Source organism: Pseudovibrio sp. Ad5, assembly GCF_001623095.1.
Classification (GTDB): Bacteria; Pseudomonadota; Alphaproteobacteria; order Rhizobiales; family Stappiaceae; genus Pseudovibrio.
In genome coordinates, this window is record NZ_LMCH01000065.1 from 27,290 (window position 1) to 51,695 (window position 24,406).

General features: G+C 51.5%; 21 protein-coding genes and 1 other RNA gene. 9 read left to right on the forward strand and 13 right to left on the reverse strand.

What is annotated here, in order from left to right:
* The first annotated feature begins 467 nt into the window (after window positions 1-467).
* The gene (locus PsAD5_RS23330) at window positions 468-2,024 is read left to right on the forward strand and encodes a 2-isopropylmalate synthase (RefSeq protein WP_063289910.1); all 1,557 of its coding nucleotides are present in this window, start codon (window positions 468-470) and stop codon (window positions 2,022-2,024) included.
* Between the two features lie 60 nt (window positions 2,025-2,084).
* On the opposite strand, the gene PsAD5_RS23335 is transcribed toward PsAD5_RS23330, so the two are convergent.
* A complete protein-coding gene (locus tag PsAD5_RS23335; RefSeq protein WP_208988787.1) occupies window positions 2,085-2,621 on the reverse strand; it encodes a GNAT family N-acetyltransferase in 537 nt (178 codons plus the stop codon).
* Window positions 2,622-3,230: 609 nt separating this feature from the next.
* A complete protein-coding gene (gene miaA / locus PsAD5_RS23340) occupies window positions 3,231-4,223 on the reverse strand; it encodes a tRNA (adenosine(37)-N6)-dimethylallyltransferase MiaA (RefSeq protein ID WP_342585876.1) in 993 nt (330 codons plus the stop codon).
* Here miaA and serB point away from each other — a divergent pair.
* The gene (gene serB / locus PsAD5_RS23345; RefSeq protein WP_063293874.1) at window positions 4,207-5,100 is read left to right on the forward strand and encodes a phosphoserine phosphatase SerB; all 894 of its coding nucleotides are present in this window, start codon (window positions 4,207-4,209) and stop codon (window positions 5,098-5,100) included. The genes miaA and serB overlap by 17 nt on opposite strands.
* Before the next feature lie 72 nt (window positions 5,101-5,172).
* Here serB and PsAD5_RS23350 read toward each other — a convergent pair whose 3' ends face one another.
* The 5 genes from PsAD5_RS23350 to PsAD5_RS23370 form a co-directional block, all read right to left on the reverse strand.
* Window positions 5,173-6,657 carry a Do family serine endopeptidase gene (locus PsAD5_RS23350; protein WP_063293875.1) on the reverse strand — a complete coding sequence of 495 codons (1,485 nt, stop codon included), beginning with the start codon at window positions 6,655-6,657 and terminating at the stop codon, window positions 5,173-5,175.
* Window positions 6,658-6,821: 164 nt separating this feature from the next.
* Window positions 6,822-7,016 carry a DUF2065 domain-containing protein gene (locus tag PsAD5_RS23355; RefSeq protein ID WP_057465757.1) on the reverse strand — a complete coding sequence of 65 codons (195 nt, stop codon included), beginning with the start codon at window positions 7,014-7,016 and terminating at the stop codon, window positions 6,822-6,824.
* Window positions 7,016-7,903, reverse strand: coding sequence for a protease modulator HflC (gene hflC / locus PsAD5_RS23360; RefSeq protein ID WP_063293876.1), 888 nt, complete (start codon window positions 7,901-7,903; stop codon window positions 7,016-7,018). Before hflC ends, PsAD5_RS23355 begins: the two co-directional genes overlap by 1 nt.
* Window positions 7,903-9,072 carry an FtsH protease activity modulator HflK gene (hflK, locus tag PsAD5_RS23365; protein WP_063293877.1) on the reverse strand — a complete coding sequence of 390 codons (1,170 nt, stop codon included), beginning with the start codon at window positions 9,070-9,072 and terminating at the stop codon, window positions 7,903-7,905. Before hflK ends, hflC begins: the two co-directional genes overlap by 1 nt.
* A 349-nt stretch (window positions 9,073-9,421) precedes the next feature.
* Window positions 9,422-9,886, reverse strand: coding sequence for a GNAT family N-acetyltransferase (locus tag PsAD5_RS23370; RefSeq protein WP_063293878.1), 465 nt, complete (start codon window positions 9,884-9,886; stop codon window positions 9,422-9,424).
* 199 nt (window positions 9,887-10,085) lie between these two features.
* On the opposite strand from PsAD5_RS23370, the gene PsAD5_RS23375 reads away from it, so the two are divergent.
* Entirely contained in the window at window positions 10,086-11,006 is a 921-nt protein-coding gene (locus PsAD5_RS23375) for a phytanoyl-CoA dioxygenase family protein (RefSeq protein ID WP_208980681.1), read from the forward strand.
* A 9-nt stretch (window positions 11,007-11,015) separates the two neighbouring features.
* Here PsAD5_RS23375 and PsAD5_RS23380 read toward each other — a convergent pair whose 3' ends face one another.
* The 4 genes from PsAD5_RS23380 to PsAD5_RS23395 all read right to left on the reverse strand — a co-directional run bounded on the left by PsAD5_RS23380 (window position 11,016) and on the right by PsAD5_RS23395 (window position 13,883).
* Window positions 11,016-11,537, reverse strand: coding sequence for a dihydrofolate reductase (locus PsAD5_RS23380; protein ID WP_057465752.1), 522 nt, complete (start codon window positions 11,535-11,537; stop codon window positions 11,016-11,018).
* An 89-nt stretch (window positions 11,538-11,626) separates the two neighbouring features.
* Complete coding sequence (locus tag PsAD5_RS23385; RefSeq protein WP_063289918.1) at window positions 11,627-12,238, reverse strand: histidine phosphatase family protein; 612 nt, start codon at window positions 12,236-12,238, stop codon at window positions 11,627-11,629.
* Complete coding sequence (locus PsAD5_RS23390) at window positions 12,235-13,059, reverse strand: 3-deoxy-manno-octulosonate cytidylyltransferase (RefSeq protein WP_063293880.1); 825 nt, start codon at window positions 13,057-13,059, stop codon at window positions 12,235-12,237. Before PsAD5_RS23390 ends, PsAD5_RS23385 begins: the two co-directional genes overlap by 4 nt.
* 29 nt (window positions 13,060-13,088) lie before the next feature.
* Window positions 13,089-13,883, reverse strand: a complete 795-nt coding sequence (locus PsAD5_RS23395) for a thymidylate synthase (protein WP_063293881.1) — start codon at window positions 13,881-13,883, stop codon at window positions 13,089-13,091.
* A 272-nt stretch (window positions 13,884-14,155) separates the two neighbouring features.
* Here PsAD5_RS23395 and ssrA point away from each other — a divergent pair.
* From ssrA to PsAD5_RS23415, 4 genes are all read left to right on the forward strand, one after another.
* Window positions 14,156-14,511, forward strand: a transfer-messenger RNA (tmRNA) gene (gene ssrA / locus PsAD5_RS23400).
* A gap of 127 nt (window positions 14,512-14,638) precedes the next feature.
* The gene (locus tag PsAD5_RS23405; RefSeq protein WP_063293882.1) at window positions 14,639-15,250 is read left to right on the forward strand and encodes an SspB family protein; all 612 of its coding nucleotides are present in this window, start codon (window positions 14,639-14,641) and stop codon (window positions 15,248-15,250) included.
* Window positions 15,251-15,307: 57 nt separating this feature from the next.
* Window positions 15,308-15,517, forward strand: coding sequence for a DUF4169 family protein (locus PsAD5_RS23410; RefSeq protein ID WP_063294089.1), 210 nt, complete (start codon window positions 15,308-15,310; stop codon window positions 15,515-15,517).
* 9 nt (window positions 15,518-15,526) lie between these two features.
* Window positions 15,527-15,748: a ribbon-helix-helix domain-containing protein gene (locus PsAD5_RS23415; RefSeq protein ID WP_063289922.1), complete on the forward strand. Its 222-nt coding sequence runs from the start codon at window positions 15,527-15,529 to the stop codon at window positions 15,746-15,748.
* On the opposite strand, the gene PsAD5_RS23420 is transcribed toward PsAD5_RS23415, so the two are convergent.
* On the reverse strand, window positions 15,741-19,817 hold the full coding sequence (locus tag PsAD5_RS23420; RefSeq protein WP_063293883.1) for an AsmA family protein: 4,077 nt from the start codon (window positions 19,815-19,817) through the stop codon (window positions 15,741-15,743). The two genes, PsAD5_RS23415 and PsAD5_RS23420, sit on opposite strands and share 8 nt — an antisense overlap.
* Before the next feature lie 172 nt (window positions 19,818-19,989).
* A complete protein-coding gene (locus tag PsAD5_RS23425; protein ID WP_063293884.1) occupies window positions 19,990-21,411 on the reverse strand; it encodes an FAD-binding oxidoreductase in 1,422 nt (473 codons plus the stop codon).
* A 309-nt stretch (window positions 21,412-21,720) separates the two neighbouring features.
* On the opposite strand from PsAD5_RS23425, the gene PsAD5_RS23435 reads away from it, so the two are divergent.
* Together PsAD5_RS23435 and PsAD5_RS23440 are read left to right on the forward strand one after the other, a co-directional pair.
* Window positions 21,721-23,361 carry a chloride channel protein gene (locus PsAD5_RS23435; RefSeq protein WP_063293886.1) on the forward strand — a complete coding sequence of 547 codons (1,641 nt, stop codon included), beginning with the start codon at window positions 21,721-21,723 and terminating at the stop codon, window positions 23,359-23,361.
* Window positions 23,362-23,450: 89 nt separating this feature from the next.
* Window positions 23,451-24,320, forward strand: coding sequence for an AraC family transcriptional regulator (locus PsAD5_RS23440; protein WP_057465742.1), 870 nt, complete (start codon window positions 23,451-23,453; stop codon window positions 24,318-24,320).
* Window positions 24,321-24,406: the final 86 nt, after the last annotated feature.

The window sequence follows — 24,406 nt, forward strand, 5'->3', positions numbered from 1 at the left end:
GAGCCAATTGAGATTATCTCAGCGTGAGCTGCATATACTTTTGAGTAATCAGTGCCCTGTTTTGAGTAAAATTCTTGCGTTTAATCCGCATATCCGCTAGGAAAATTACAGATTAGGCAAAAACGAGACTTACTCGGTAACGCTACAAGAAGATTTGGCTTGTAACTTCAAACAAGTATCCGACACGTAAGTAGTTGGAAAACTTTGATTCCAAGCCATAGCGACGAAAAGGCAGCTGACAGATAATGATCGCGAACCGCGACAATCTGAATGAAAACAGCACCATGCGCCAGCATGGCGGCCTCTTCCTACGCGCGCTCCTTCTACTTAGATGCCCCTAGGCGTCGGCGGCCCCGTATCTGGGCGGGCACTTAGGGGATCACTCTTAAATATCTGAGAATGAAGAAAAATCCCCAGGCGCTATTCAGGACACACAAGGTGTCGGGGCAAAGTTGAAGGCATCACCAATGACCGCATCCGCTAAAGACCAAGTAGTTATTTTCGACACCACTCTGCGCGACGGAGAACAATCTCCCGGCGCGTCCATGACCTTGGAAGAAAAGCTGCAAGTCGCTGAATTACTTGATACAATGGGCGTCAACATCATTGAAGCAGGCTTTCCAATTGCCTCTCAGGGTGACTTTGAAGCGGTCAGCGAAATCGCCAAACGCTCAAAGAACTCCGTAATCGCAGGCCTGGCCCGTGCAATCCCGGCGGATATTGACCGCGCTGGCGAAGCAATTAAGCAGGCAAATCAAGGCCGTATCCATACATTCGTCTCCACCTCTCCAATTCATCTGCAATTCCAGATGAACAAAACAGAAGAGCAGGTTCTGGAGATCATCACCAAAACGGTGAAACAGGCACGCAACCTGATCGATGACATCGAGTGGTCCGCAATGGACGCCACCCGAACCTCCATCGAGTACCTGAGCCGCTGTGTTGAAGCCGCTATCAACGCCGGCGCAACAACCATCAACCTGCCGGATACCGTTGGCTACGCAACACCTGCTGAGTATCAAGCCATGTTCGAGCAGGTCATCGCGAATGTGCCGAACTCAGATAAGGCAATATTCTCAGCGCATTGTCACAACGACTTGGGCTTAGCCGCCGCAAACTCTCTGGCTGGTGTCGCAGGCGGCGCACGTCAGATCGAGTGTACCATCAACGGTCTGGGCGAGCGCGCTGGCAACGCCGCGCTGGAAGAAATCGTCATGGCCCTGCGCACACGTGGCGACGTGCTGCCATATGAATGCACCATCGATCCAGCCTATCTGACCCGCGCATCTAAGCTGGTCTCTGCAGTGTCCTCCTTCCCCGTCCAGTACAACAAAGCAATCGTCGGCAAAAACGCATTTGCCCACGAAAGCGGTATTCACCAGGACGGTATGTTAAAGCACGCAGAAACCTACGAAATCATGCGCCCGGAAGATGTTGGAGTTCGTGCGACCTCTTTGGTTATGGGCAAGCACTCTGGCCGTCATGCCTTCAAAGACAAGTTGTCTGAGCTGGGTTATGAGTTGGGCGACAACGCTTTGCAGGAAGCCTTCCGCCGCTTTAAGGACTTGGCAGACCGCAAGAAAAACGTTTACGACGAAGACATTGAAGCGCTGGTGGAAGACCAGATCACAATTGAAAGCGAGAACGTCAAGGTTATCGCTCTGACAGTGATCGCTGGTACTGGTGGACCTCAAAAAGCCATCCTGACAATGGACGTCAACGGCAAGCACGAAACCCGTGAAGCTACAGGCGACGGCCCGGTTGATGCCACCTTCAACGCGATCAAGGCAATTTGGCCGCATGACGCAAACATGTCCCTCTATCAGGTACATGCAGTGACAGAAGGCACCGATGCGCAGGCTGAAGTTTCCGTTCGTCTGGAAGACAACGGCAAAATCGCAACTGGTAAAGGTGCAGACACAGACACATTGGTCGCCTCTGCCCGCGCCTACGTCTCTGCACTGAACAAACTGACAATCCGCCGTCAGCGTCAGGTCAACGTAGAAGACGCGATCACCGTTTAAGTCATTCAATTTTCATGGAAAGAGCGCGGGTCGAAAGCCCCGCGCTTTTTTTGTGCCAGTTCAGGCCGGAACAGCAAGCTTTTGACAGCTTGGGCTAAGCACTTGATAAAATTCGCAGGGCAACCCATCAACCAGTCGCGTCTCACGAAACTCAAAGCCTGCACGCTTCATGACTTTCTTGGAAGCATGATTTTCTGGATGAGCGAAGGCCAAAAGGTGAGAGTAATAGGTGTTCTCGAAGAACCACTCCACCAGCGCCTGCGCAATCTCACTGCCAAAACGTTTGTTCCAGAAGTGTTCTAACAAAGTGTAGTCCATCTCGACTTCGGCGGTTTTCTCGTAAAGAGAGAAACCAGCACGGCCAACGAACTCACTCTCATGCGTCGACAGATGCCATTGGCTGAAACCCATCAGTTCCTGAGTCTCAATAAAGCTTGCCAACCGTTTTTTCACGATCGAAACATCCCAGGCCACATTAGTGGGCTGTAAGTAACGATTGACCTCTGGATTGCTATGAAGGCTTACAAGATCTGCCAGATCATCAGAGGTAAAAGGTCGTGCCCGCAGCCGTTTCGTTTCCAGGATTGGGAGTGTCACGCTTGCTTCCTCCATTATAATCACACGCCAGCCAGCCAGAAAAACCAGCCACGTAAGACCAACAGCCTCAGGTCACATCTGGAGAGTTCTCCCTCAGATTACAACCGCCTTAATGCATGCAATATGCTTTTAAATACCATCAAAATTCAAAGCCGAATGCTTGATGACACTTCATTATGTCTAAAAAGCGTCAGAAGTCCTGCTACATGCAATCCTTTGAAATTCAGTAGGATTTTCTCGAAGAAAGTATGCAGACAACATTTAATAAGGCAAAATTACGATCTTTAGATACCACAGATTTGCCGGATAACGCCAATTATGCGAGCCGCACAATGACTTAAGGTAAACCTAGTCTTATACAACTCATCACAATCACTTAAAATTAGTACTGGTCGGTGGAGTATACTCACACCGACCAGAGCTCTAAGGAGCCTCAGCTCCGCCGCAAATTAAATTTCTCGGAAAATAGTATGGCTTGTTTGGCGACCTCTGCCAAACGTGCGCCTCTCTTTAAAGAAACCGTAGAAAGATGTCACTCAGAAATTCATCAGTAAAACTATCTATCTGCCAATTTTAACAGGGATTTTCGCCAATCAATAAAAGCCATCATTAAGATCCATGGGAGAACACAGTCTTCACAGTTTCAACAAAAGCTTCAGTTTCGCTGGTCTTGAGCGGGTCAATATTCTGCCAAATCGAAAGTTGTCCCCTGAAGAACGTGGATTGTCGCTTTGCATAGCGGCGCGTCTCAGTCTTAGCTTTCTCAACTGCCCAGTCCATGCTGGTGAGCCCCTGAGCCGCTTCAGCAAGCTGTTTCACGCCAATCGCCTTCATCACTTGCAAGTTTGGATCAAGGCCCTTGGCCCAAAGCGCACACGCTTCCTCAACTGCTCCCTGCTCCACCATCAAATCAAACCGGCGATGAATCCGATCATGCAGGACTTTGCGATCTGGCGACAACACCACCCTCACAGATTCATCGGTACTCAGCAAAGGAGTGCTACGTTCATTCTGCCAGACTGATAGAGACTTACCCGTCCCCTCAATAACCTCCAGAGCGCGTACAATGCGCTGCGTGTCTGATGGATGCAAACGGTCAGCCATAATCTGATCCCGCTCTCCCAGAGCGTTATGAAGCGCCCCTGCAGCTGCATCCTGTGAGAACACCCTCCAATGCTGCCGCACATCCTCAGGAATATCGGGCATCAGAGATAATCCCTCCAGCGCGGACCTGAAGTAAAGACCAGTCCCACCAACAACAACCAGCGGGCGACCCGCCAGCCGCGCGTCAGACAACAGTTCTTCAAACTCCGTCAGCCAGTTCATTACACTGTAAGGTTGGTCACTGGGCACATGGCCGAACAAGTGGTGCGGTGCCTGCGATTCTTCTTCCACGCTTGGACGCGCGCTCAAAATATGCAGATCGGAATAGATTTGCATGGAATCTGCATTAACAACCCACGCATTCAGCTCTTTTGCCAGTTGAATGGAAAGAGCTGTCTTGCCGCTGGCCGTCGGTCCGGCTATCAACACCACAACAGGCCTTTTACCAGCGCCATTCACTTGCCCAGTCCGAGAGCTGCTTATGTCGTTTGTTGTCACGCTCATTTCCAATCCAGCCAAACCCGCTGTCACTGAGGATATCGTTGAGAAGGTCATTGCCCTTCTTCCCGCAGCTCCTCAGGTTAAGGTTCTCAACCCTCACATCGCTGTAGACCTGACAATTGAGGGTCCCGCAGAACCTGAAGAACTCGAAAGCTCTATTCGCACAAACCTTGCAAATGCACCAGTTGATGTTTTCATTCAACCCCAGAATGGCCGCAGAAAGAAACTCCTGATCGCAGATATGGATTCCACCATGATCCAGCAGGAGTGCATTGATGAGCTTGCAGCGGAACTGGGATTGAAAGAGAGAATCTCCGAGATCACCGAGAGCGCCATGCGCGGCGAAATTGAGTTTGAACCAGCTCTGCGACAACGTGTTGCTCTGCTTAAAGGCCTGGGCACAGAAGTCATCGGCAAGACCATCAAAAACCGCATTACGTTGACACCTGGCGGACGAGAACTCGTGCAGACCATGAAAGCCAATGGCGGATATGCTGCACTGGTATCCGGTGGTTTCACCTCGTTCACGCAGAAGATTGCCGAAGTCATCGGCTTCGATGAAAACAGGGCCAATATCCTTCTGGAAGCGGAATCTAAGCTGTCAGGTGAAGTTGCTGAACCGATCCTTGGCAAACAGGCGAAACTAGACCGCCTCAACGAGCTTACTGAGGAGAAGAACATCGCACTGGAAGACGTCATTGCAGTAGGTGATGGCGCCAATGATCTGGCCATGATCTGCGCTGCTGGTCTGGGCGTTGCCTTCCACGCAAAGCCGAGAGTGGCTGCGGAAGCTCGCGCTAAGATCAACTACGGCGACCTAACAGCCCTGCTCTACATTCAAGGTTACAGCCACGACGAATTTGCAAAGACCTAAGTTTCCTTGCCTTCAAATAAAAAAGCCGCCTCCAATCTGGAAGCGGCTTTTTTCATGTCTGATAAAAACGAACTAGTCTTCGATACGAACTGCAACAAACCGCAGTTCGCCAGAACCGTTGGAAAGCAACAGCAACGCAGAGCGACGTTTATCAGCCTTAAGAGCTTCGATCATAGCAACCACATCTTTTGGTGCTGCAACAGGCTCCTGAGCCACCTCAACAATCACATCACCAGCGCGAACCCGTTTGTCTTCAGCAGAACTGCCTTCAGCAACACGGGTAATCACAACGCCTTCGATTTCGTCTGACAGGGCAAAACGTTCACGCAAAGGTTCATCGATTTTAGCTAGAGACAACCCAAGCACAACGGTTTCATCCGCCTTGCTCTTTGGACTTTCCTGCTCTTCCTCAACCTTCTCAATTTCAGCCACCTCATCAAGACGTCCGAGGGTGACCTCAAGCTCGACTTCTTCACCACGGCGCAAAACCATGAGCGGAACAGTACTGCCAATCGTTGTCGTAGCAACCATGCGCGGCAGATCGCGCATTTCAGGGACACTCCGACCATCAAAGCTCAGCACAACATCACCTGGCATGATGTCAGCTTCCTGTGCAGGTCCACCCTCAGTTACACCAGCAATCAAAGCACCACGCGCGCTGTCCATACCCAGGCTCTCAGCGATCTCTTCAGTGACATGCTGAATACGCACACCAAGCCAGCCGCGACGGGTTTCACCAAACTCACGCAGCTGCGCAATCACACGGGTAGCAGTCTCTGCAGGAATGGCAAAGCCGATGCCGATAGACCCACCTGAAGGCGAGAAAATAACAGTGTTGATCCCGACAACTTCGCCATCCATGTTGAACAGCGGACCACCCGAGTTGCCTCGGTTGATAGCAGCGTCGGTCTGAATAAAGTTGTCATAAGGACCAGAGTTAATATCGCGGTTTCGTGCAGAAACGATACCTGCTGTAACTGTACCGCCAAGACCGAACGGATTACCGATCGCCATCACCCAGTCACCAACACGCAGCACTTCAGAACTGCCGAACTTCACCGAGTCCAAGGTTGACTGAGGTTCAACCTTCAAAACAGCAAGGTCCGTCTTTTCATCAGATCCAAGCAATTGTGCTGACAGTTTGGTTCCATCATTGAAGTTAACGGTAATCTCGTCCGCACCTTCAATCACATGGTTGTTGGTAACAATGATGCCCTTTTCACCGTCAATAACAAAGCCAGAACCGAGCGATTGAACACGCTGCGGGCTTTCACCTTCAGGTTCTTGCCCGTTGAAGAATTCTTCGAAAAATTCCTGAAAAGGAGATCCCTCAGGGACATCTGGCAGTTGAAGAGACCGTTTGGCTTTCACTCTTTGCGCAGTCGAAATGTTGACCACGGCATCACCAAGCTCTTCAGCAAGGTCTGCCAGAGATTCTGGGCCGCTTGCGCGAGCACTATCGAAGCTGCCGGTCACCGCCGCAACTCCAAGTACACTCGCAAAAACAATTGCCTTGATCGATCGTCCAAGCTCAAGGCGAGGGAAAACACCGGCCATAAGCCATCTCCTCAGATTATCAGGTGAACACAAACACTTCACCAGAACGCATACTGAAAACAAATATGCCCGCGCTTGGTTAATAAAGCGCGGGCAAAACTAACATTTATTTCTTAACTGCGTCAGGCTGATTTCTCGCAGTTGTATCATTGGCAAATCTGCGTCTAGCCACTGAGGGAACGCACCAACCATACAATCAACACACCCAGCCCCATCGCAGCAACACCGCCAAGACGGAGAGACTGATCAGGAATCTCCTGAGCTTTCCGCATGAATTCCTTCAAATGGCCTGGGGCTAGAGCATAAACAACTCCCTCAACAACGAGGACAAGTCCCAGAGCCACAATAAAATCATTCATTACTGAGGTGCACCAACCGCCGGAGCACTCCGCGTTCCACTTGGATCGTTGAAGTAGCGGAAGAAGTCAGAGTCAGGAGACAGCACCAGAGACGTATCGCCACCTTCCAGAGCATTGGTATATGCCTGCATGGAACGATAGAACTCGAAGAAGCTTGGGTCTTTGCCATAAGCTTCTGCAAAAATCTGGTTGGCAGCCGCATCACCATCACCACGGATGATATCAGCATCACGCTGTGCTTCAGCAACAAGAACGGTTGCATCGCGATCAGCACGAGACTTAATACGACGAGACTGTTCTTCACCCTGTGCGCGGATTTCAGTCGCTTCACGCTGACGCTCAGTCTGCATACGACGGAAAATCGCCTGAGAGTTCGCCTCTGGCAGATCAGCACGACGGATCTTCACGTCAATCACATCAATACCGATCGCAGCAGCGCTCTTGTCCACGTCCTGACGGATCTTTTCCATCAGATCGGAACGATCATCACGCACCACTTGCACGAAGGTTGCTTTTGCCAGTTCAGAACGTAGAGAAGACTGCAGGAACGTCGCAAGACGACGTGCACCTTCATTTACGTTGTTCACAGACTGGTAGAAGCGCACTGGATTGGTGATGCGGTAACGAGCAAACGCATCAACAGTCAGACGTTTCTTATCAGCAACGATTGCTTCCAGAGGAGGCATGTTGAGATCAAGGATGCGTTTATCAAGAACGATAACGTTCTGCCAAGGCAACTTGAATTTCAAACCTGGCTCAGTTTCCTGTGTTTTCACCTCACCAAACTGCAGAACAAGAGCCTGCTCAGTTGGGGTAATGATGTAAGCCGACCAATAAAGAACCAGAGCGACAGCAGCTATAACAATGCCAAGAAGACCGCTTTTCATTAGTTGTTTCCTCCAGCACGTTTGTTCAGCTGGTCAAGCGGCAGATAAGGCACAACACCATTTTGCTGACCATTTCCATCGATGATAATTTTCGGATTTTTACTCAAGACATTTTCCATAGTCTCAAGGTAGAGGCGTTGGCGAATAATATCAGGAGACTTCGCATACTCCTCATAAATCTTGCTGAATCGCTGTGCCTGACCATTTGCATTTGCAATGGTCTTGTCACGATACGCCTGAGCAGCTTCGGAAACACGAGCGGCATTACCGCGAGCTTCAGGAACGATCTTGTTAGCGTAAGCTTGTGCTTCGTTCTGGATACGCTCTTGGTCAGCACGAGCTGCCTGAACATCACGGAACGCTTCGATAACCTGCGCAGGAGGGTCAACCTTCTGCATCTGAACCTGAGTGACTTCGATACCAGCTTTGTAGTTATCGAGAGTTTCCTGCATCAGTTTTTGCACCGCGATCTGAATTGGGGCACGGTTTTCAGTCAGAATTGAATCAATGCGAGAGCTGCCAACAACTTCACGCATCGCACTTTCAGCAACAGCTTTCACAGTGCCTTCAGGGTTTTGAATGTTGAACAGGAATTCCTGAACACCAGTAGGAGTATTCTGAATGCGCCACTGAACCTTGAAATCTACGTCAACGATGTTTTCATCGCCGGTCAACATCAGGCTCTCTTCAGGCACATCACGCTGGTTGATGGAGCTGCCTCGAACAAACTCTTCCATACCAACAGTCAATTCGCGAACACGCAGCACTTCTGGAGTGCGCACTTCGCCAACTGGATATGGCCAGTTGTAGTTCAGACCTGGATCAGTTTGTCCAACGACCTTACCAAATACCAGTTCCACACCAACTTCACTTGGTTCGACGCGGTAGATACCGGTAGCAAGCCAGATAACAACGGCAACGAGAATAGCGAATAAGATGCCTTTAAAGCCAAGGCCGCCACCATCACCAGGTAGAACGGATTTCAGCTGATCCTGACCACGTTTGAGGATTTCCTCAAAATCAGGTGGATTACCGCCGCCACCGTTTCCGCCGCCACGCTGTGGGCCACCGCCGCCACCCCAAGGGCCACCACCGCCCTTGTTGCCGCCGGAGTTCCCCCAAGGGCCGCCGTCATTGCCGCCACCTCCGCTTTGATTGCTCCAAGGCATAGAGAGATCCCTTTACTAGGTATGTTGCCGGACAAACCGACAAATAGATGAGAGTTAGACTAAGCCAACTATTACTTGATTAGGGTTATAGGCAAGTTACCAGCGCCTTTCAACGAATGCAGATACGCCAAAAGGCTGCACTTTATGGAAAAACACCAAAACCCCACAGAAACCAGACATTATTCAAGAAGATAAGCCTTCTTTCGCACGTTTCAACCGACGTACAAGAGCCTATCTGTAAATTTCAGCTGTAAGAATTAGAGGCACAATCAGGCAAATTCTTGCTGTTTTGCTCAACAAAACGTAAACCAAGCCAACACACAGCGGAAACGTGCAGAGTTTTAAGCCCTCAGCTTTCAGGCGGCACCCTTAAACGCATATCAATGTGCGGAATACCATCGTCCAGATAAGTCTCCGAAGTGGCGTAGAAGCCAAGCCCGCCATAGAAGTCCTTCAGATAGTCCTGTGCCTGCAGCTCCACCCGCGCATCATCATTGGTCGCTGCGCAGTAAGAAAGCGCGGCATTCATCAACTTACCAGCAATACCCTGCCCACGCGCCTCCTTTGAGACCAACACACGGCTAATCTTGAACACATCGCCATCGTCGTATTTCAGGAGGATTCGCAGCGCCCCGAGAATATGCCCGGCATCATTCATCACGAGAATGTGTTTACTGACAGGATCGAGCCCATCGATATCTGGATATGCGCACTGCTGTTCAACAATAAACACATCGCAACGTAACTTTAGCAAAGCATAGAGCTGTTCAACGCTGAACTCGTTGAAGTCTTTAAGCTCAAGAAACTGGGACATTCCACCTCAAAAATTCCGCGGCTCACTCCCGAAAAGCAAGCCTCAAACCCTTATTTATCTTGGTGGTCAGCGTTCAAATTGCAAGTCAATTACTGCCAGAAACTAATCTTTAGGCAGATTTCACAAGCAGAAACAGAAGGAAAGACCCAAAGCACCGATCCCCTTAACCTCTCGTTAATGAAGAGCGGCGGGGATGCAAATGCGGGCAATAAAGCCAAAACACCTCATGAACAGCTTGCAGCGCAGGTTCCTGCCTTCGTCCTCCTATCAATCGGAGTGGGACGAAGAAACGACACCCAATTGGTTTCATAGCGAGCTGACCGATCTCCATAGCCAGAAGATTGAAAAGCAGGCGAAACTGTATTCAACCCTGCCTCTCTCTTGCGCTCAGGCTTTGCAAACCCATGGCATCTGGATCAAACATGATGTGTTGCCGCGGGAGTTCTTTCGCAGGCTCAAGTTCGAAGCCTTTGACTATTTTGTCGGGCAGAGAGATCGGAATAAGCGGCTTCTCTCCAACTGGCATAACGCACAAAGCTTCACACTGCCGTTGAACTATACGCACCTTCTCAGGCAACCCTTTTTACAATCTGCCATCACAGACGAGCTTATTCCGCCACCGCTACAGTTCGCAGCAGGCAGAAAAGCCAAGCCTGCGTACCATATCGAGGCAATGGCACAATGCACGCCGTCCTTCCGCTTTGAAACGGAAGGCAGCAACACACCACCTTTTGAAATTGAACACGATGCATTCTCGCCCGGCGCAATTGCATTGCTTTTTCTGGAAAAAATCACACCCGAAGACGGCGCAATGTTTTACATCCCCGGCTCACATCGCATGACAGAACAACGTATTCTCTGGGAATATCAGCGCCATCTTGATTATACAGAGATGGAAGAAGACGACGATGAGCCCATCACAGGGCTGAGTGATCTGCAAGAGCTGGATCTGCCACCTCTCCTACCTTTAAAGGTAGAGGCAAACACACTGCTGATTATGGACCGCTCAGGTTTCCATGGCCGTTTGCCAAGCACCAACAACGCGCACAACGCCCATACAGCTCACCGCCTTGCTTTGCGCGCAGACCTCACAACAAAGTCATCAACGCGCAACAACTAACAGGCTGTATCAAAGCTTGCGGCGATAAATTTCCAGAGAGGAATCAGCGGAGTCTTTTTCTCCACGATCAAACGGCGTGCGTTCAGCAAGCTCCCATTCGCCCTCATAGATATCCGGGAATTTCGTGTCACCGTCTGGCTGCGCATGAATACGGGTAATGTAGAGAGTGGAAGCCTTTGGCATAGCTTCTTTATAGATCTGCCCCCCACCCACAATCATAATCTCATCGACGCCATCATTCTCAGCAATGTCATTTGCGAGCGTGAGTGCATCACCAAGACTGCTGACCACTTCAACACCTTCATAAGCGTAGTTCGGATCACGCGTGATGACGACATTTTTGCGGTTTGGAAGAGGCTTGCCAAGCGTCGTGCAAATACTCTCAAAGGTCCGCCGCCCCATGATCACGGGCTTACCTGTTGTCGTTTTGCGAAAGAACTTCAGATCGGTAGAAACAGACCATGGCATGTCATTGTTTGCGCCAATCACACCATTTTCAGCCACAGCTGAGATCATCGAAATTTGCTTCATCCTATCCTCAATCGGCAAGAGACAAGTCGTACTCAGTTGATGAGAGCATCAAGCTCCCATCTAAACCAGTTCAGGCAGCAGGAAAGAACCTACGGCCTCACATTCCAACTAAGCATTAACGGCAGGCCTTCGTCTGTAACATCGAACACACCATAGGCCGCTGTCTTCAGTTTCAAATCAGCACCAGCACCTTGATCAGCCAATGCTTTCAATGCAAAGCGTGCAATCCCGTTACTGGTCACCACAAGAAGGGTCTTACCTGGGAACTTCTTGGGAGCAGATGCAAAGAACTCCTGCCAGCGTCCAATCACAGCGTGCGGGTCAATGTGCCAGCCATTCGGCGGCACACCTTCTTCTTCCCATGCACGAAGAGCCTCGTCACCAATCCGGGCCAGAACCTCTTCCTCGGGTTTATTTTCATCCGGGCCGTAATCAATCTCCACCAAAAACGGCAGAACCTTCAGATCAACCTCTTCAGCCTGCGTTTTCAGAGCAATCTGCGCCGTTTGCTTGGTTCTCTGCAGTGGAGAGCAAAACGCCATATCAAAGCTCACACCCAGATCAGCAAAGTGCTCAGAGAGCTTCTCAGCCTGACCCAGACCAGAAACACTGAGAGGCAAGTCTGTGCGGCCACCAACACGAGTGACAACATCGCCCTTATCAAAAGTGTTGCCGTGTCTGAGAATGTAAACGCGCGTCAAAGGCCAGTCTCCAGATGATCAAACGGGTCGCCAAATTTAGCAATCAATTGTGCAGCAAGCTCCGCATCACTTGGCGTATCCACACCAGACATGGAAAGTTTAGGCGGCTGCACTTCTTCCGCATGAACAACCATACCGTTTTCCAGAAAACGAAGCTGCTCAAGCCCTTCCATCTGCTCGTAGTACCCAAGCCCAAGCTCGTTGAAGCGTTCAAGCGCGTCAACGCGGTAGCCATAAAGCCCGATATGGCGGAAGACAGGAGAAAGCTTGTCGGTCTCCCGCAGTTTCACTTCTTTACGAATGGCCGGAAGAATGTTCTTGGAGAACCACAGAGCCGTTCCATCATCCCTGCGCACACAAGTTGTGCCGGAAAACGGATGAGCCTTCTTGTGCTCACGGAGCTCGTCCAACCCGTTCCAGTCCAGCCGAATAACAGGCGTGAACACATCCGCATCAGGGCGCATTGCAGCCGCCTGAATCAACGCAGAAACATGCTCAGGCGGCGTAAACGGCGCATCACCCTGCAGGTTTAAAACGAACTCGGGATGCGTGCCATGCACTCTGGAGGCAGCAAGTGCTCGGTCCGTACCCGATGGATGCTCCGGATCAGTCATCACAAAGGGCGCACCAATATGTCGGCAATGCTCGGCAACCTCTTCATGGTCCACCGCGACCACATAGTCAGAACCAGTTTGTTTCGCAGCAACACGAGCAACTTGCACAACACGCTCCAGCAAGCTGCGGCCACTGATTGGGTGCAGCGGCTTGCGCGGAAAACGGGTTGATCCAATACGCGCCGGAACGCAAATAAGGGTTCGCATGGGAACTCCTTTTAAAAAACCAAAGACAACTAGACCGCAACAACACCTTTGATGTGTGGATGCGGGTCATAACCTTCCAAAGCAAAGTCCTCGTAGCAGAACCCGAAGATATCCTTCACTTCTGGATTGATACGCATAACAGGCAAGGCCCGCAGCTCTCTGGAAAGCTGAAGCTCAGCCTGCTCCATATGATTTGAGTAGAGATGCGCATCACCAAGCGTATGAACAAAATCACCAGCTTCCAGATCGCAAACCTGTGCAATCATCATGGTCAGCAATGCATAAGAAGCGATGTTGAACGGAACACCGAGGAACACATCTGCAGAACGTTGGTAGAGCTGACAGGAAAGCTTGCCGTTTGCCACGTAAAACTGGAACAGCGAATGACAAGGCGGCAGCGCCATATCGTCAACAAGCGCAGGGTTCCAGGCAGAAACGATCAACCGGCGGCTATCCGGGTTCGTTTTGATCTGCTGCACCACATTGGCAATTTGGTCGATAGAACCACCGTCTGGCTTGGGCCAGGAGCGCCACTGATAACCATAGACTGGCCCCAGGTCGCCATTCTCATCTGCCCACTCATCCCAAATGCGCACCTTATTGTCTTTAAGGTACTTGATGTTGGTATCACCCGCCAAAAACCAGAGCAGCTCATAAATGATAGATCTCAGGTGCAATTTCTTGGTCGTAACAACCGGAAAGCCCTTGGACAGATCAAACCGCATCTGATGACCAAAGACAGACTTGGTGCCTGTCCCAGTGCGATCTTCCTTGACCACACCTTCATCCATGATACGGCGCATCAGCTCTAGATATTGCTGCACGAAGGATCATCTCCTGTTTTACGATTCGAGTCGCGCACAGTATAGCCAATCTACCGAAAGTCGCCTCTGTGCCATCTTGCATACGGGGTCTTACCCCAAGCTTCCGTCGATAAAAAGACCGGGAAAATAGCTTGAGTGCTTCCGCCTTAGGCAAATCCCCGCAAAAGCGTCATTTACAAATCTTCAACACCACCACTTGTTCAAATTGGCCTGTGAATATGCCGCTTTGTCAACAGGTTCTCTTAGCCCTGCGACAGTAACCGATAGCTTTTGCCCTTCCATTTGCCAGTGCGTGCACCTATATTCCCCCTGCCAGTTCGCTGGCTACGGCAATAAATTGCGAGCGCAATAAACCATTCGGACCCGGGGGCGGTACCCGGCGCCTCCACCAAAGCCCGTTGTACTCCAGCGGTCTTCGGGGGGGCGAAACAGGATCGACGAGGGCGTAAAGGCTTTGTTTTTGCTCGGCATGGTACCACCGTTATCGGACCAAAATGATAGTTGCAAATGACAACTACGCTATGGACAACGCTGTAGCTGCGTAATGCAGTTCCGGTAGTCCACTAAGTCCCGTTGGTTAGCACCTTCAGGCGGGGTTCGGAGGCACCTGGCAACAGAAGCCTCCACTTTAGTGTTAAAAGGCTCTTTCCTTATTCTATGCCTATTCAAGGTATAGAAATAAAAGACAGGCCTTTTTGTCGCCTCTACGCTATAGTTAGGCCGAATAAGAACGCAAAGGATGAGCGGTGCCGGACATGGCTGAAGATTTAATCCGCTATGACATCATCATTCAGGACGCGTTGAGAAACGCAGTCCGAAAGATATTGGTTGAGGTCAACCGGGCAGGACTTCCCGGAGAGCACCATTTTTACATTGCCTTTGAAACCACGGCCCCTGGCGTCAAGATTTCAAACCGCTTAAGGGAACGTTACCCGAAAGAAATGACGATCGTGCTGCAGCACCAGTTCTGGGACCTGCAGATCACTGAGCACGCTTTCGAGGTTGGTTTGTCCTTTGGTGGTGTTCCGGAGCATTTGTATGTTCCGTTCTCTGCAATCAAGGGTTTCTTCGACCCGTCTGTTCAGTTTGCTCTTGAGTTTGAGCCTGGCAAAACCGGTGAAGAACTGCCTGCAGAATTCCGCATTGCGGAACGTGATCTGGACTCTGTGGAAGAGTTCCATGCACGTCTGGAATCGGCTGTCGAACAGGACGAAAAAGAAGAAGCTAACGCAGCTACTTCCGAAACAGAAGAGACAGCTTCAGACTCTGAGGAAGAGAAAGAGAAAACTGACTCTGACGAGACTTCCAAAGATGACAACGGAAGTGCGCAGGTTGTTTCTCTGGATGCTTTCCGTAAGAAGAGCTGATCCTTCCGATCAAGATAAGAGCGGTCGGCTCATCAACGTCATGTAATGGGTGATTGTATGAGCGCGACCGTTGTTAACCTGCGTCAGGCCCGCAAACAAAAGGCCAGAGACAGCAAAGCCCGCTCCGCTGCGGAAAACCGCCGGAAGTTCGGGCGTTCAAAAGCCGAAAAATCTCAGGAAAATGCAGAAGCAGACCTGCAGACAAAACGCTTTGAAGGTCACAAGTTGGCCTCCGTCTCTTCTTCATCACCAGCAGATAAAGAGTGAGGCTTTCATATGAGCCTCAAGAAACGTTCCATCACCCTACACGGACATAGAACCAGCATCACGCTGGAGCCGGAGTTCTGGTCTGGGCTGGAAGACTTTGCGCGAAGTCAGGGCAAGAACATTACCGCGACCATCGCCTCGATTGATGATGAGCGAAACCCGGAAAACAATCTCTCAAGCTGCATCCGCGTCGCCGTGCTCAAACACTTTCAGACCCAACTGGTCAGTTAACCTGCAGCAGGCGACCACCTGGCAGCTCAATGAACTTAGGCGCTCCCCGCTCATCAGCCTGTAAATCAGGCAGCGGTCCACGCAAGACCTGATTGTCATTGCCTGCCTCAAGCACACCAAGATTTTTCGGAGCACCTGACTGGATGATAGGCCCAAGCAGGTCAACCTCTCCCGCTGGCACAGTCGCCTCGTTCACGCCACCAATGGTCACCGGAGCTTCCAATGCAGGTAGGCTGGATTTCGCTCTCGGTTTGGGCGGATCAACAATTGCAACAGAGGGGTTAACGGGCTTTTTTGCAGTGGCGTCTCCATCAAGAACAGACCGAATACGCGCACTAAAATCCTGTACAGTGCTCTTGTTGCTCTCAGCGTCGGCCTTAGCTTGCGCTTCAGCCGCAGCCTTGGCTTCCGCAGCAGCTTTCGCCTCTGCTGCTTTGTGAGCTTCCTCAGCCCGCTTCACAGCCTCAACCGCTTTTGCCTTGCGCGCTTCTTCCTCAGCTGCCAGGCGGGCAGCACGGGCTTTCGCTTCTTTGTCTGCCTGCGCCTGTTGCTTACGTTCAACTGCAGCAGCAGCTTCGGCTTGCCGAGCCTTTTCCGCGTCCTCAACAGCCTGCGCCTTTTGGGCGGCTTCCTCTTCCCGCTTTTTCTTCAGTTCATCAAGCATGCGCTCTTGCTCAGCAATCTTGCGCTGCTCTTCTTCAATCCGTTTCACATTCAGCTCAATCGCACGAAGATTGAGGTAGGAGAGCAAAGGTCCCGTATCCAGTTTGCGCACTGGGTTTTCCAGCGGACCAGAATACAAGATAGCGACCTGAGGCTCCGCACCCGCAACCTTTTGCGCCTCGTCACGGGTCTTCATGGAAACATCGCCCGTCAGCGCCCACTTCTCCAGATCAACAAGCGCAGAGCCAAACAGCGTGGTCCCGGCAGTATCAACGGAGATGTTACGCGCCCGGATCCGCCCACTGGCAATGCCCAGGGACCCGTCAACCCGGTTGAACGATATAGAGCCCGCATCCAGATGGTCCGCAAAGGTGTTTTGAATAGCAGCCTCATCCAGCTCAAGACCTGCATCCGCTGCCTTGATCACGAGGTCAAAGGCCGCTGGGTTGATCCGGCGAATTACACCATCAGTGACGCTGAAAGTACCACCACCTGAAAGACCTGCCACAAGACCGGAGATTGTACGCCCGTTTCCTTCAAACTCAGCAATTGCCTGCAGCTTACCAGTGGCTAAAGCACGACCTTCGTCAGCCCAGGCCAACTCTTCAAAGTCAGCGTCATCCAAACGGAACCGGCCAGACAGAGTCGCCTGCCCCTGATCCCGCCGCAGATCGAAAGCACCAGAAAACTCACCGCCTGCAAACCGGCCAGTACCTTCATTGATAGACAGCTGATCTGAACGCAGCCGAAGCTGACCACTGGCGGCGTCCAGTCGGAACTCATCACTGAACAAAGCACGATCACTCTTCACATCAAGGGTCAGATCCACACCATCAGCAAGGCCTTGCCCCAGCGCCTGCGAGGACCACACAGAATCTTCCTGAAGCACACCGGCCCAAACATTGGCTCCCAGCAGCAGCTCACTCAAACTGCGCATATCAAGCTCAGACAATTCCAGCTTGCCGGATGCTTCTAAAGGTCCACCCTTCTTCAAAGTACCTTCAAGATCACCAGACAGATCCATATTAGCCAGCTGGCCTTTCAGATCTGAGAGTTTGAAGTCCCGCCCGCGTCCTTCAAGCTGACCACTCAGGTTCGCTTTGAGAGGACCGGAGTAAATTGGATAAATCTTGCCAAATGCCAGTCCATAATCCGCCAGATCATCAGACTGCAACGCAACCTTGGCAGACCAGACAGCAGCAGACCGGTTCGGAATCCGCACGGTGCCATCGGAGAGGATCTTCAACCCAACAAGGTCACTGGAAAAACCAAAGGCCAGTTGATCGCGCGGACTGCCAGACAAGGAAAGACGAACCTCTCCCGGTTGCAGTTGCGTGATTGGGATAGCCTCAAACCCGAGCTGTCGAAGCACTTTGACGCCATCTTTGCCACCAAGCGTCATTTCCGCATAAAGGTCACCTTCTGCGAAATCATCAATGCGGCCTTCAAATGTACCATTCAAATCCAGATCACTGACGCCAACCTCACCAAAAAGGTTCAAAGACATATCCGTCCGCCCCTTCTCAGCATAGGCAGAAAGCTCAGCTTTAAGGCTGGCGGGTGCAAGATCCGGAGCAGCTGTTTTCAAGCGCTCAATCAACGGATGGTCAGGTGCATATTCTTCCAAAACAGCAACCGCTCCAGTCAGAGACGATGCTGTCAACGTGCCTTTGATGTTCCCCTGTGGTGTCGTGCTCAGGTCATCAATGCGGCCCTTCATATCAATGTAAGCACCAGCAAAATCACGGATTTTCAGCTGCTCGATTGAAAGCGCATCCCGGCTCAGGCTCGCACTCACGGCCATGCTTTTTGCTTTCACGCCACTGGCAACAAGCTCATCTGCATAAAGCCGCATGGACATATCAACCGCACTGGGTTTGATCTTCTTACCCGTAAACGCTTCCACATAACGCTGGATTTCATCCAGATTGACGCGGTCACTATCCATATCAACGGTGATCAACGGGCTGCGATCAAGTGGATGCTCAAATGAAATCAAGCCAACACTGCGCACATCTCCGGCATCAATCCGCAAATCAGGAAGTCGCAGAGCACCGGAACCTGCTTCAACACGGCCTCTCAACGCAACAGGAGACAAACGTTTGGAAGCATCCTTCCGCTCCCCCAACCACCAATGCGCCAGCTGATGTGGCTGACGGGAAGAAATCTCCCAATCCCCCTGATAGCCGGCAGAGCCGCGCAGCTCCAGGTAACCACTGGTCTTGAAGAGGCTACGACCCGGCAACTCACCAGAGAGCTCATCAATCTTCCAGCCAGTGCCAGTCGATTCAAGTAAGGCACTCAGATTGGAAACAACAGAACCACCCGCCACCACAACAGGCACGGTCAGATCCATATTGCCTTTCACATCCAGCAAGGGCAGAGACTGCAAGCCGCCAGCCAGTCGCGTCAAAACAGCATCAGTCGGAACCAGCGGACGCTGTGGCCCACCACCAATCATTCGGTCCAGATCAACCTGTTTAAACTGAGCAACAGCCTGAAATTCTGGCTCTGGACCAAAACTATAAATACCGCCACCTTCAGCGGTAATCGGGCGATCTTCTGAGCCAAGACGCAAAGTACTCTCAGTCAGTTCCAGCCGCTCACCGTCCAGATTAAACTTACTCTTCCCAGCCCATTCCAGCGCATCAGAGCCTTCACTGACAACAGATTGAACCTCGGCATCTCCGTAATAGGAGACCACACCGTTCTGGTGTGTCAGGAAACCATCCGTTGAGAATTGAGCTGCAACATTTGCAGGAGACACCTGCGTCTTAACCCGGATCTGACCATTGCGTTCAACACGGCCACTACCAATTTTCAGCGTGTAAGGCACACCTTCATAAAGCATCGCGCCTTCCGCTTTGAAAGGCCCCTGCAAACCGCCAGCATAAAGCTCAAGGTTCGCATTGCCTGCGCGGCGTACTTCGCCCGTCCGTGCATCAGTCAGCACGACAGATCCATTTTGAACGCTCACGCCTTCCAGAATAAGCGAGGTCGGGTCGATTTCAGAAATAACGGAACGGCGGGAGTTGGTTTGCAAAACATCAAGACGGCCTTCCTCATCAAGAGAAAGGTTAAGCTCCGGCTCGTTGAGTTTCATCTCAGTGACGTGCACTTCTCCGCGCAAAAGCGAAGGCAATTCAATACGGCCTTCAAATCCTTTGATCGTCATCAACGGATCTTCGACAGCACCAACACGAACGTCAGAGAGCTTCACGTAGGGAGCAGGCAGCAGCTGGACATCGGTCTCACCGAGGATCGTCACCTGATGCCCCAGAACTTTCTCACCATAGCTTTCAAACAGGGAACGATAAGCTGACCAATCGATGACCAAAGGGCCAACAAGCGCGATGACCAGCGCCAAGATCAAAGTCCCACCGACGGTGATGTAAACCGAATTCAACGTTAAGCTCCTTTACCCACTTCGAACCTCACGCCTTGCCGCGCTGTCCGCCTATGAGCTGCATGCAAACACTTGTTTGTCTATGTGAATTACAGCAGGAACAAGACGACAGCAACGACTTAAGGCAATGTTTCCGAACGGAACGAAGCAAGTGCGTATTTACGGCACTTCTTTACTCGGTATCTAAGGCAAAAATCTTACCGGGGTTCATAATATTCAGCGGGTCAAGACTACGCTTGATGGCAGCCATCACAGCCACCCCTGCACCATGTTCCTTAGGCAGATACTTCATCTTGCCCTGCCCTACACCATGCTCACCAGTACAGGTTCCACCCAGCTCAATTGCACGATAATTCAAACGTTCAACAAACGCCTCAGACTTGGCAATGTCCTCAGGCTCATTCAGGTCCGTCAACACAAGCACATGAAAATTGCCGTCACCAACATGGCCAACTATCGGACCAATCAAGCCATTTTCTTCGATATCATCGTGTGTAGCCGTCACACAATCGGCCAGACGAGAGATTGGCACACAGACATCTGTCGACAGTCCGGTTCGCTCATGTGCCAGACCAAGGCCAGCCCAATAAGCGTCATGCCGCGCGGCCCAAAGCTTGTTGCGCTCTTCAGGATCGGTCGCCCATTCAAATTTTTTCAAAGAGTTTTCAGCCGCAATCTCACCAAACCGCTCAGCCTGTTCTCTCACACCAGCCTCAGAGCCGTGGAATTCCACAAGCAGCAACGGTGATTCTGGCAAATCCAGCTTTGAATAGGCGTTAACGGATTGGACGGTCAGTGTGTCCAACAGCTCCATACGGGCAACGGGAATGCCATACTGCACCGCTTCGATAACCGTGTTGCAGCAATCCGCAATGCTATCGAAAGAGGCAATTCCACCTGAAATTGCTTCAGGTATACCCTTCAGCTTCAACGTAATCTCAGTGATCACCCCAAGCGTACCTTCCGAGCCAACCATTAAGCGCGTCAGATCATATCCAGCAGACGATTTCTTGGCACGGCTTCCAGTCTTCACAATGGTCCCGTCAGGCATGACAACCGTCAGCGCCAGAACCATATCCTTCATCGTCCCATAAAGCACCGCATTGGTGCCAGAAGCCCGCGTCGCCGTCATGCCACCAATAGTGGCATCAGCGCCCGGATCAATCGGGAAAAACAAACCAGTATCACGCAAATAAGCATTAAGCTGCTTGCGCGTCACACCCGGCTGAACCACACAGTCCAAATCCTCAGCATGAACTGAAACAACTTCATTCATCTGAGAGAGGTCCAGCGAGATACCGCCCCCCGGTGCATTCAGATGCCCTTCCAAAGAAGAACCACTGCCAAACGGAATGACCGGCACACGTAGGTCAGCACAAAGCTTTACGATTTCAGAGACTTCCTCAGTCGACTGTGCAAAGACAACAGCATCTGGCGGCTGGTTTGGTAGCCATGATGTCGTATGCCCGTGCTGCTTCCGCAAGCTCATGGATGTCTGGCAACGGTCACCAAATTTCTCATTCAAGAGCGCAATCGCTTTGTCGATCCCCTCGGCATTGCGTGTAACATTCAGCTGCATCCCCGTCAGAGACATGGCAGACCTCCTTTATATTCCAGATACTTCCCCCCGGAAGCACACCTCCAAGCATATAGTCGAAACTTCGAGACACGACTCGGTATTTATTGGAATTATAGTATTCTGCATGGCCAGCATAATTGAGCTTTTAGCAAGACGATTGCCACACAAGCCAACGGACCTGAAGAAGCTCCTTAAGTGTTTCTCAGTGCTTATCGAAAATAATGATCCAAAATCAGATGATCAGAGCATATCCTGATTGGCGTTTGCCGGGGAATCTCGTTAAAGACAATGCCAATCATTCATTGTCGTATCGCTTAATCTATTATGCCTAACCAAGCTAACCCGCTGAAAATCGCAATGCGCATAGCCTATAAATGGGTCGAACCTAACTTACGTTTGTTCATGTCATCGCGGCTCCCGCTTGTCTGGCTCCTTGCGTTGATCATCGGGGCAGCTGTGGGCGGATCTGCGATCCTGTTTCGCATTGGCATTGGGCTGGTTCAATGGTTATCGCTCGGCACTGTCTCCGAACGCATGATCAGCGCGGCAAACGCTCAACCATGGTATGTCATTGTTCTGGCACCTGTAATAGGCGGCGCAATTGTTGGCCTTCTTCTGCAAACAATCCAGAAGAAGCAGCGTGCCGGCGGCGTAGCAGACGTGATTGAAGCACGGGCTCATGGTGGAACCGGCCTGCCCTTTTGGCCCGGCCTCAGCTCCGCGCTCATCACAGTCATCTCACTTGGCAGTGGCGCCAGTGCTGGTCGTGAAGGCCCTATGGTTCATCTTGGCGCCACACTCGGCACCTCCGTCTTCTCCAAGCTGAAACTCCCTGATTCAACAATGCGTATCCTGCTTGCTGCAGGTGTCGCAAGTGCAGTTTCTGCAAGCTTTAACGCACCAATCGCAGGCGTATTGTTCGCGCATGAGGTCATCCTCGGACACTACGCAATGTCTGCCTTCGTTCCAATCGTGCTCTCATCAGCCATGGGAACGCTGGTGTCTCGCCTCTATTTTGGCGAAGCCGTGGCCTTCATCCTGCCCCACTACCAGATCAACACATACTGGGAATTCCCAGCTTTTGTGCTGCTCGGCATCATCTGCGCGATTGTTGCCATCTCATTCCAGTTTGCATTGATCGGCTCAGACTGGCTTGCCAGAAACATCAAGATGCCAATCTGGCTCCGCCCGATCATCGGCGGCGCATTGGTTGGCTCAATCGCTGTCTTTTATCCGGAAATCATTGGCGTTGGCTATGAGGCAACCGATGGAGCGCTCAACTCAGAACTACCGCTCACATTGATGCTCTCGCTACTCGTCGTGAAAACAGTAGCAACAGCCATCACGCTCGCCTCGCGCTTCGGTGGTGGCATCTTCTCACCCTCGCTGTATCTGGGAGCGATGACGGGTGGTGCCTTTGGTCTGATCGCGGCAAATCACCTGCCCGAAATGGCTTCCAGCCACGGCCTCTACGCTATTTTAGGCATGGGAGCGGTCGCCTCAGCCGTCCTTGGCGCACCAATCTCAACCACCATGATCGTGTTCGAGCTGACAGGTGGTTACGAGTTGTCCATTGCACTGCTGATCGCTGTCTCCATTTCAACAGGCCTCAATCAGGCAATTCATGGTCGTTCCTACTTCCATTGGCAGCTGGAAATGCGCGGTGTCATGCTGCAAGACGGTGCCCACAAATGGCTCGTCCGCATTGTTCATGTTGAAGATTTCGCAGATCCACCTAGGCCGGACTCCGATACCACCTTCGACCCAGAGTCAGAAGAACCGTTCCTTGCACCGCTCGACACGCTCGAAAAAGCGCTAAGAACCTTCGATGATGCAGGCAAGTCCACCTTGCCCGTCATTGACCCCAAGAACCCAGCGGAAGTTATTGGTTACGCAAGTCACGTGAAGGCTCTGCGTTACTTCAATTCAGCTCTCATTCAGGCGAATGTTGAGGAGCACCGCTAGCCAAACCCCAGATAATCTCCATTGACCCATCCGTAAAAAACAGCAATCTCATTCAAGACATCCTTGTCTTCGCTGGATAAATTGGGTCTATGAAGCCGGTTACTCAAAAAATTGCCTTAGAAGCAACTCCGCTCAATTCGGGAGAGAACGCACAATTCTGGTGTGCGCCTCGCTTTGATGGGTTGGAATGTCTTGCGGCAAGTTTCAGAACCCATGTTTACGAACCTCACACCCACGACACATTCGTTGTTGGTGGCATTCTCTCGGGCTGTCAGTGCTACTGGCAACGCGGACAGCAGATATTCGCAGGTCCCGGAGATCTGGTCTTCGTCAACCCATTCGAGCTTCATGACGGTATACCGGAGGGCTACGGCTACACCTACCGGATGACCTACCCCAGCATCTCACTGTTGCAGAAGATCGCTGAGGATCTGACGGACAAACCACAAAGCGGAACACCGTTTTTCCCGGAGGCCTGTGTCCATGACCCCGAGCTCTGTCAGGAATTCGTTGAAGCGCACAAGTCCATACAGAACCGCTCCATTGATCTGGAAGCCGAAGAACCGCTCTATATGATCTTCGCCAAGATGCTCGCAAAACACGGCAGCTTCACTGACAACATCACCGGATCAAAAGATCCCGTCGCAATCAAACGAGCGCGGGAGTATCTGGAAGAAAGCTTCATGGGCAGCGTGCATCTGGATGATCTGGTAAACATCTCAGGCCGCTCAAAGTATCACCTCATCCGCTCCTTTAAAAAAGCGACAGGACAAACACCGCACGCCTACCTGACTGATGTGCGGGTACGAAACGCCAGACGCTTGCTTGTCCGTGGAACCTCTCCAAGCGAGACGGCATCCCTTTGCGGCTTTGCGGATCAGGCCCATCTCACACGGCAGTTCAAATCCCGTGTTGGCACCACACCAGCAGCTTTCCAGCGATCTGTGATTTCCATTTAATCACAGCGGCATACCAGAAGCGCAATTTCATTCAAGACGACATCGGCCTCTCTGACTTAAAAGCACTCCATGCTCTGGAGCGCGTT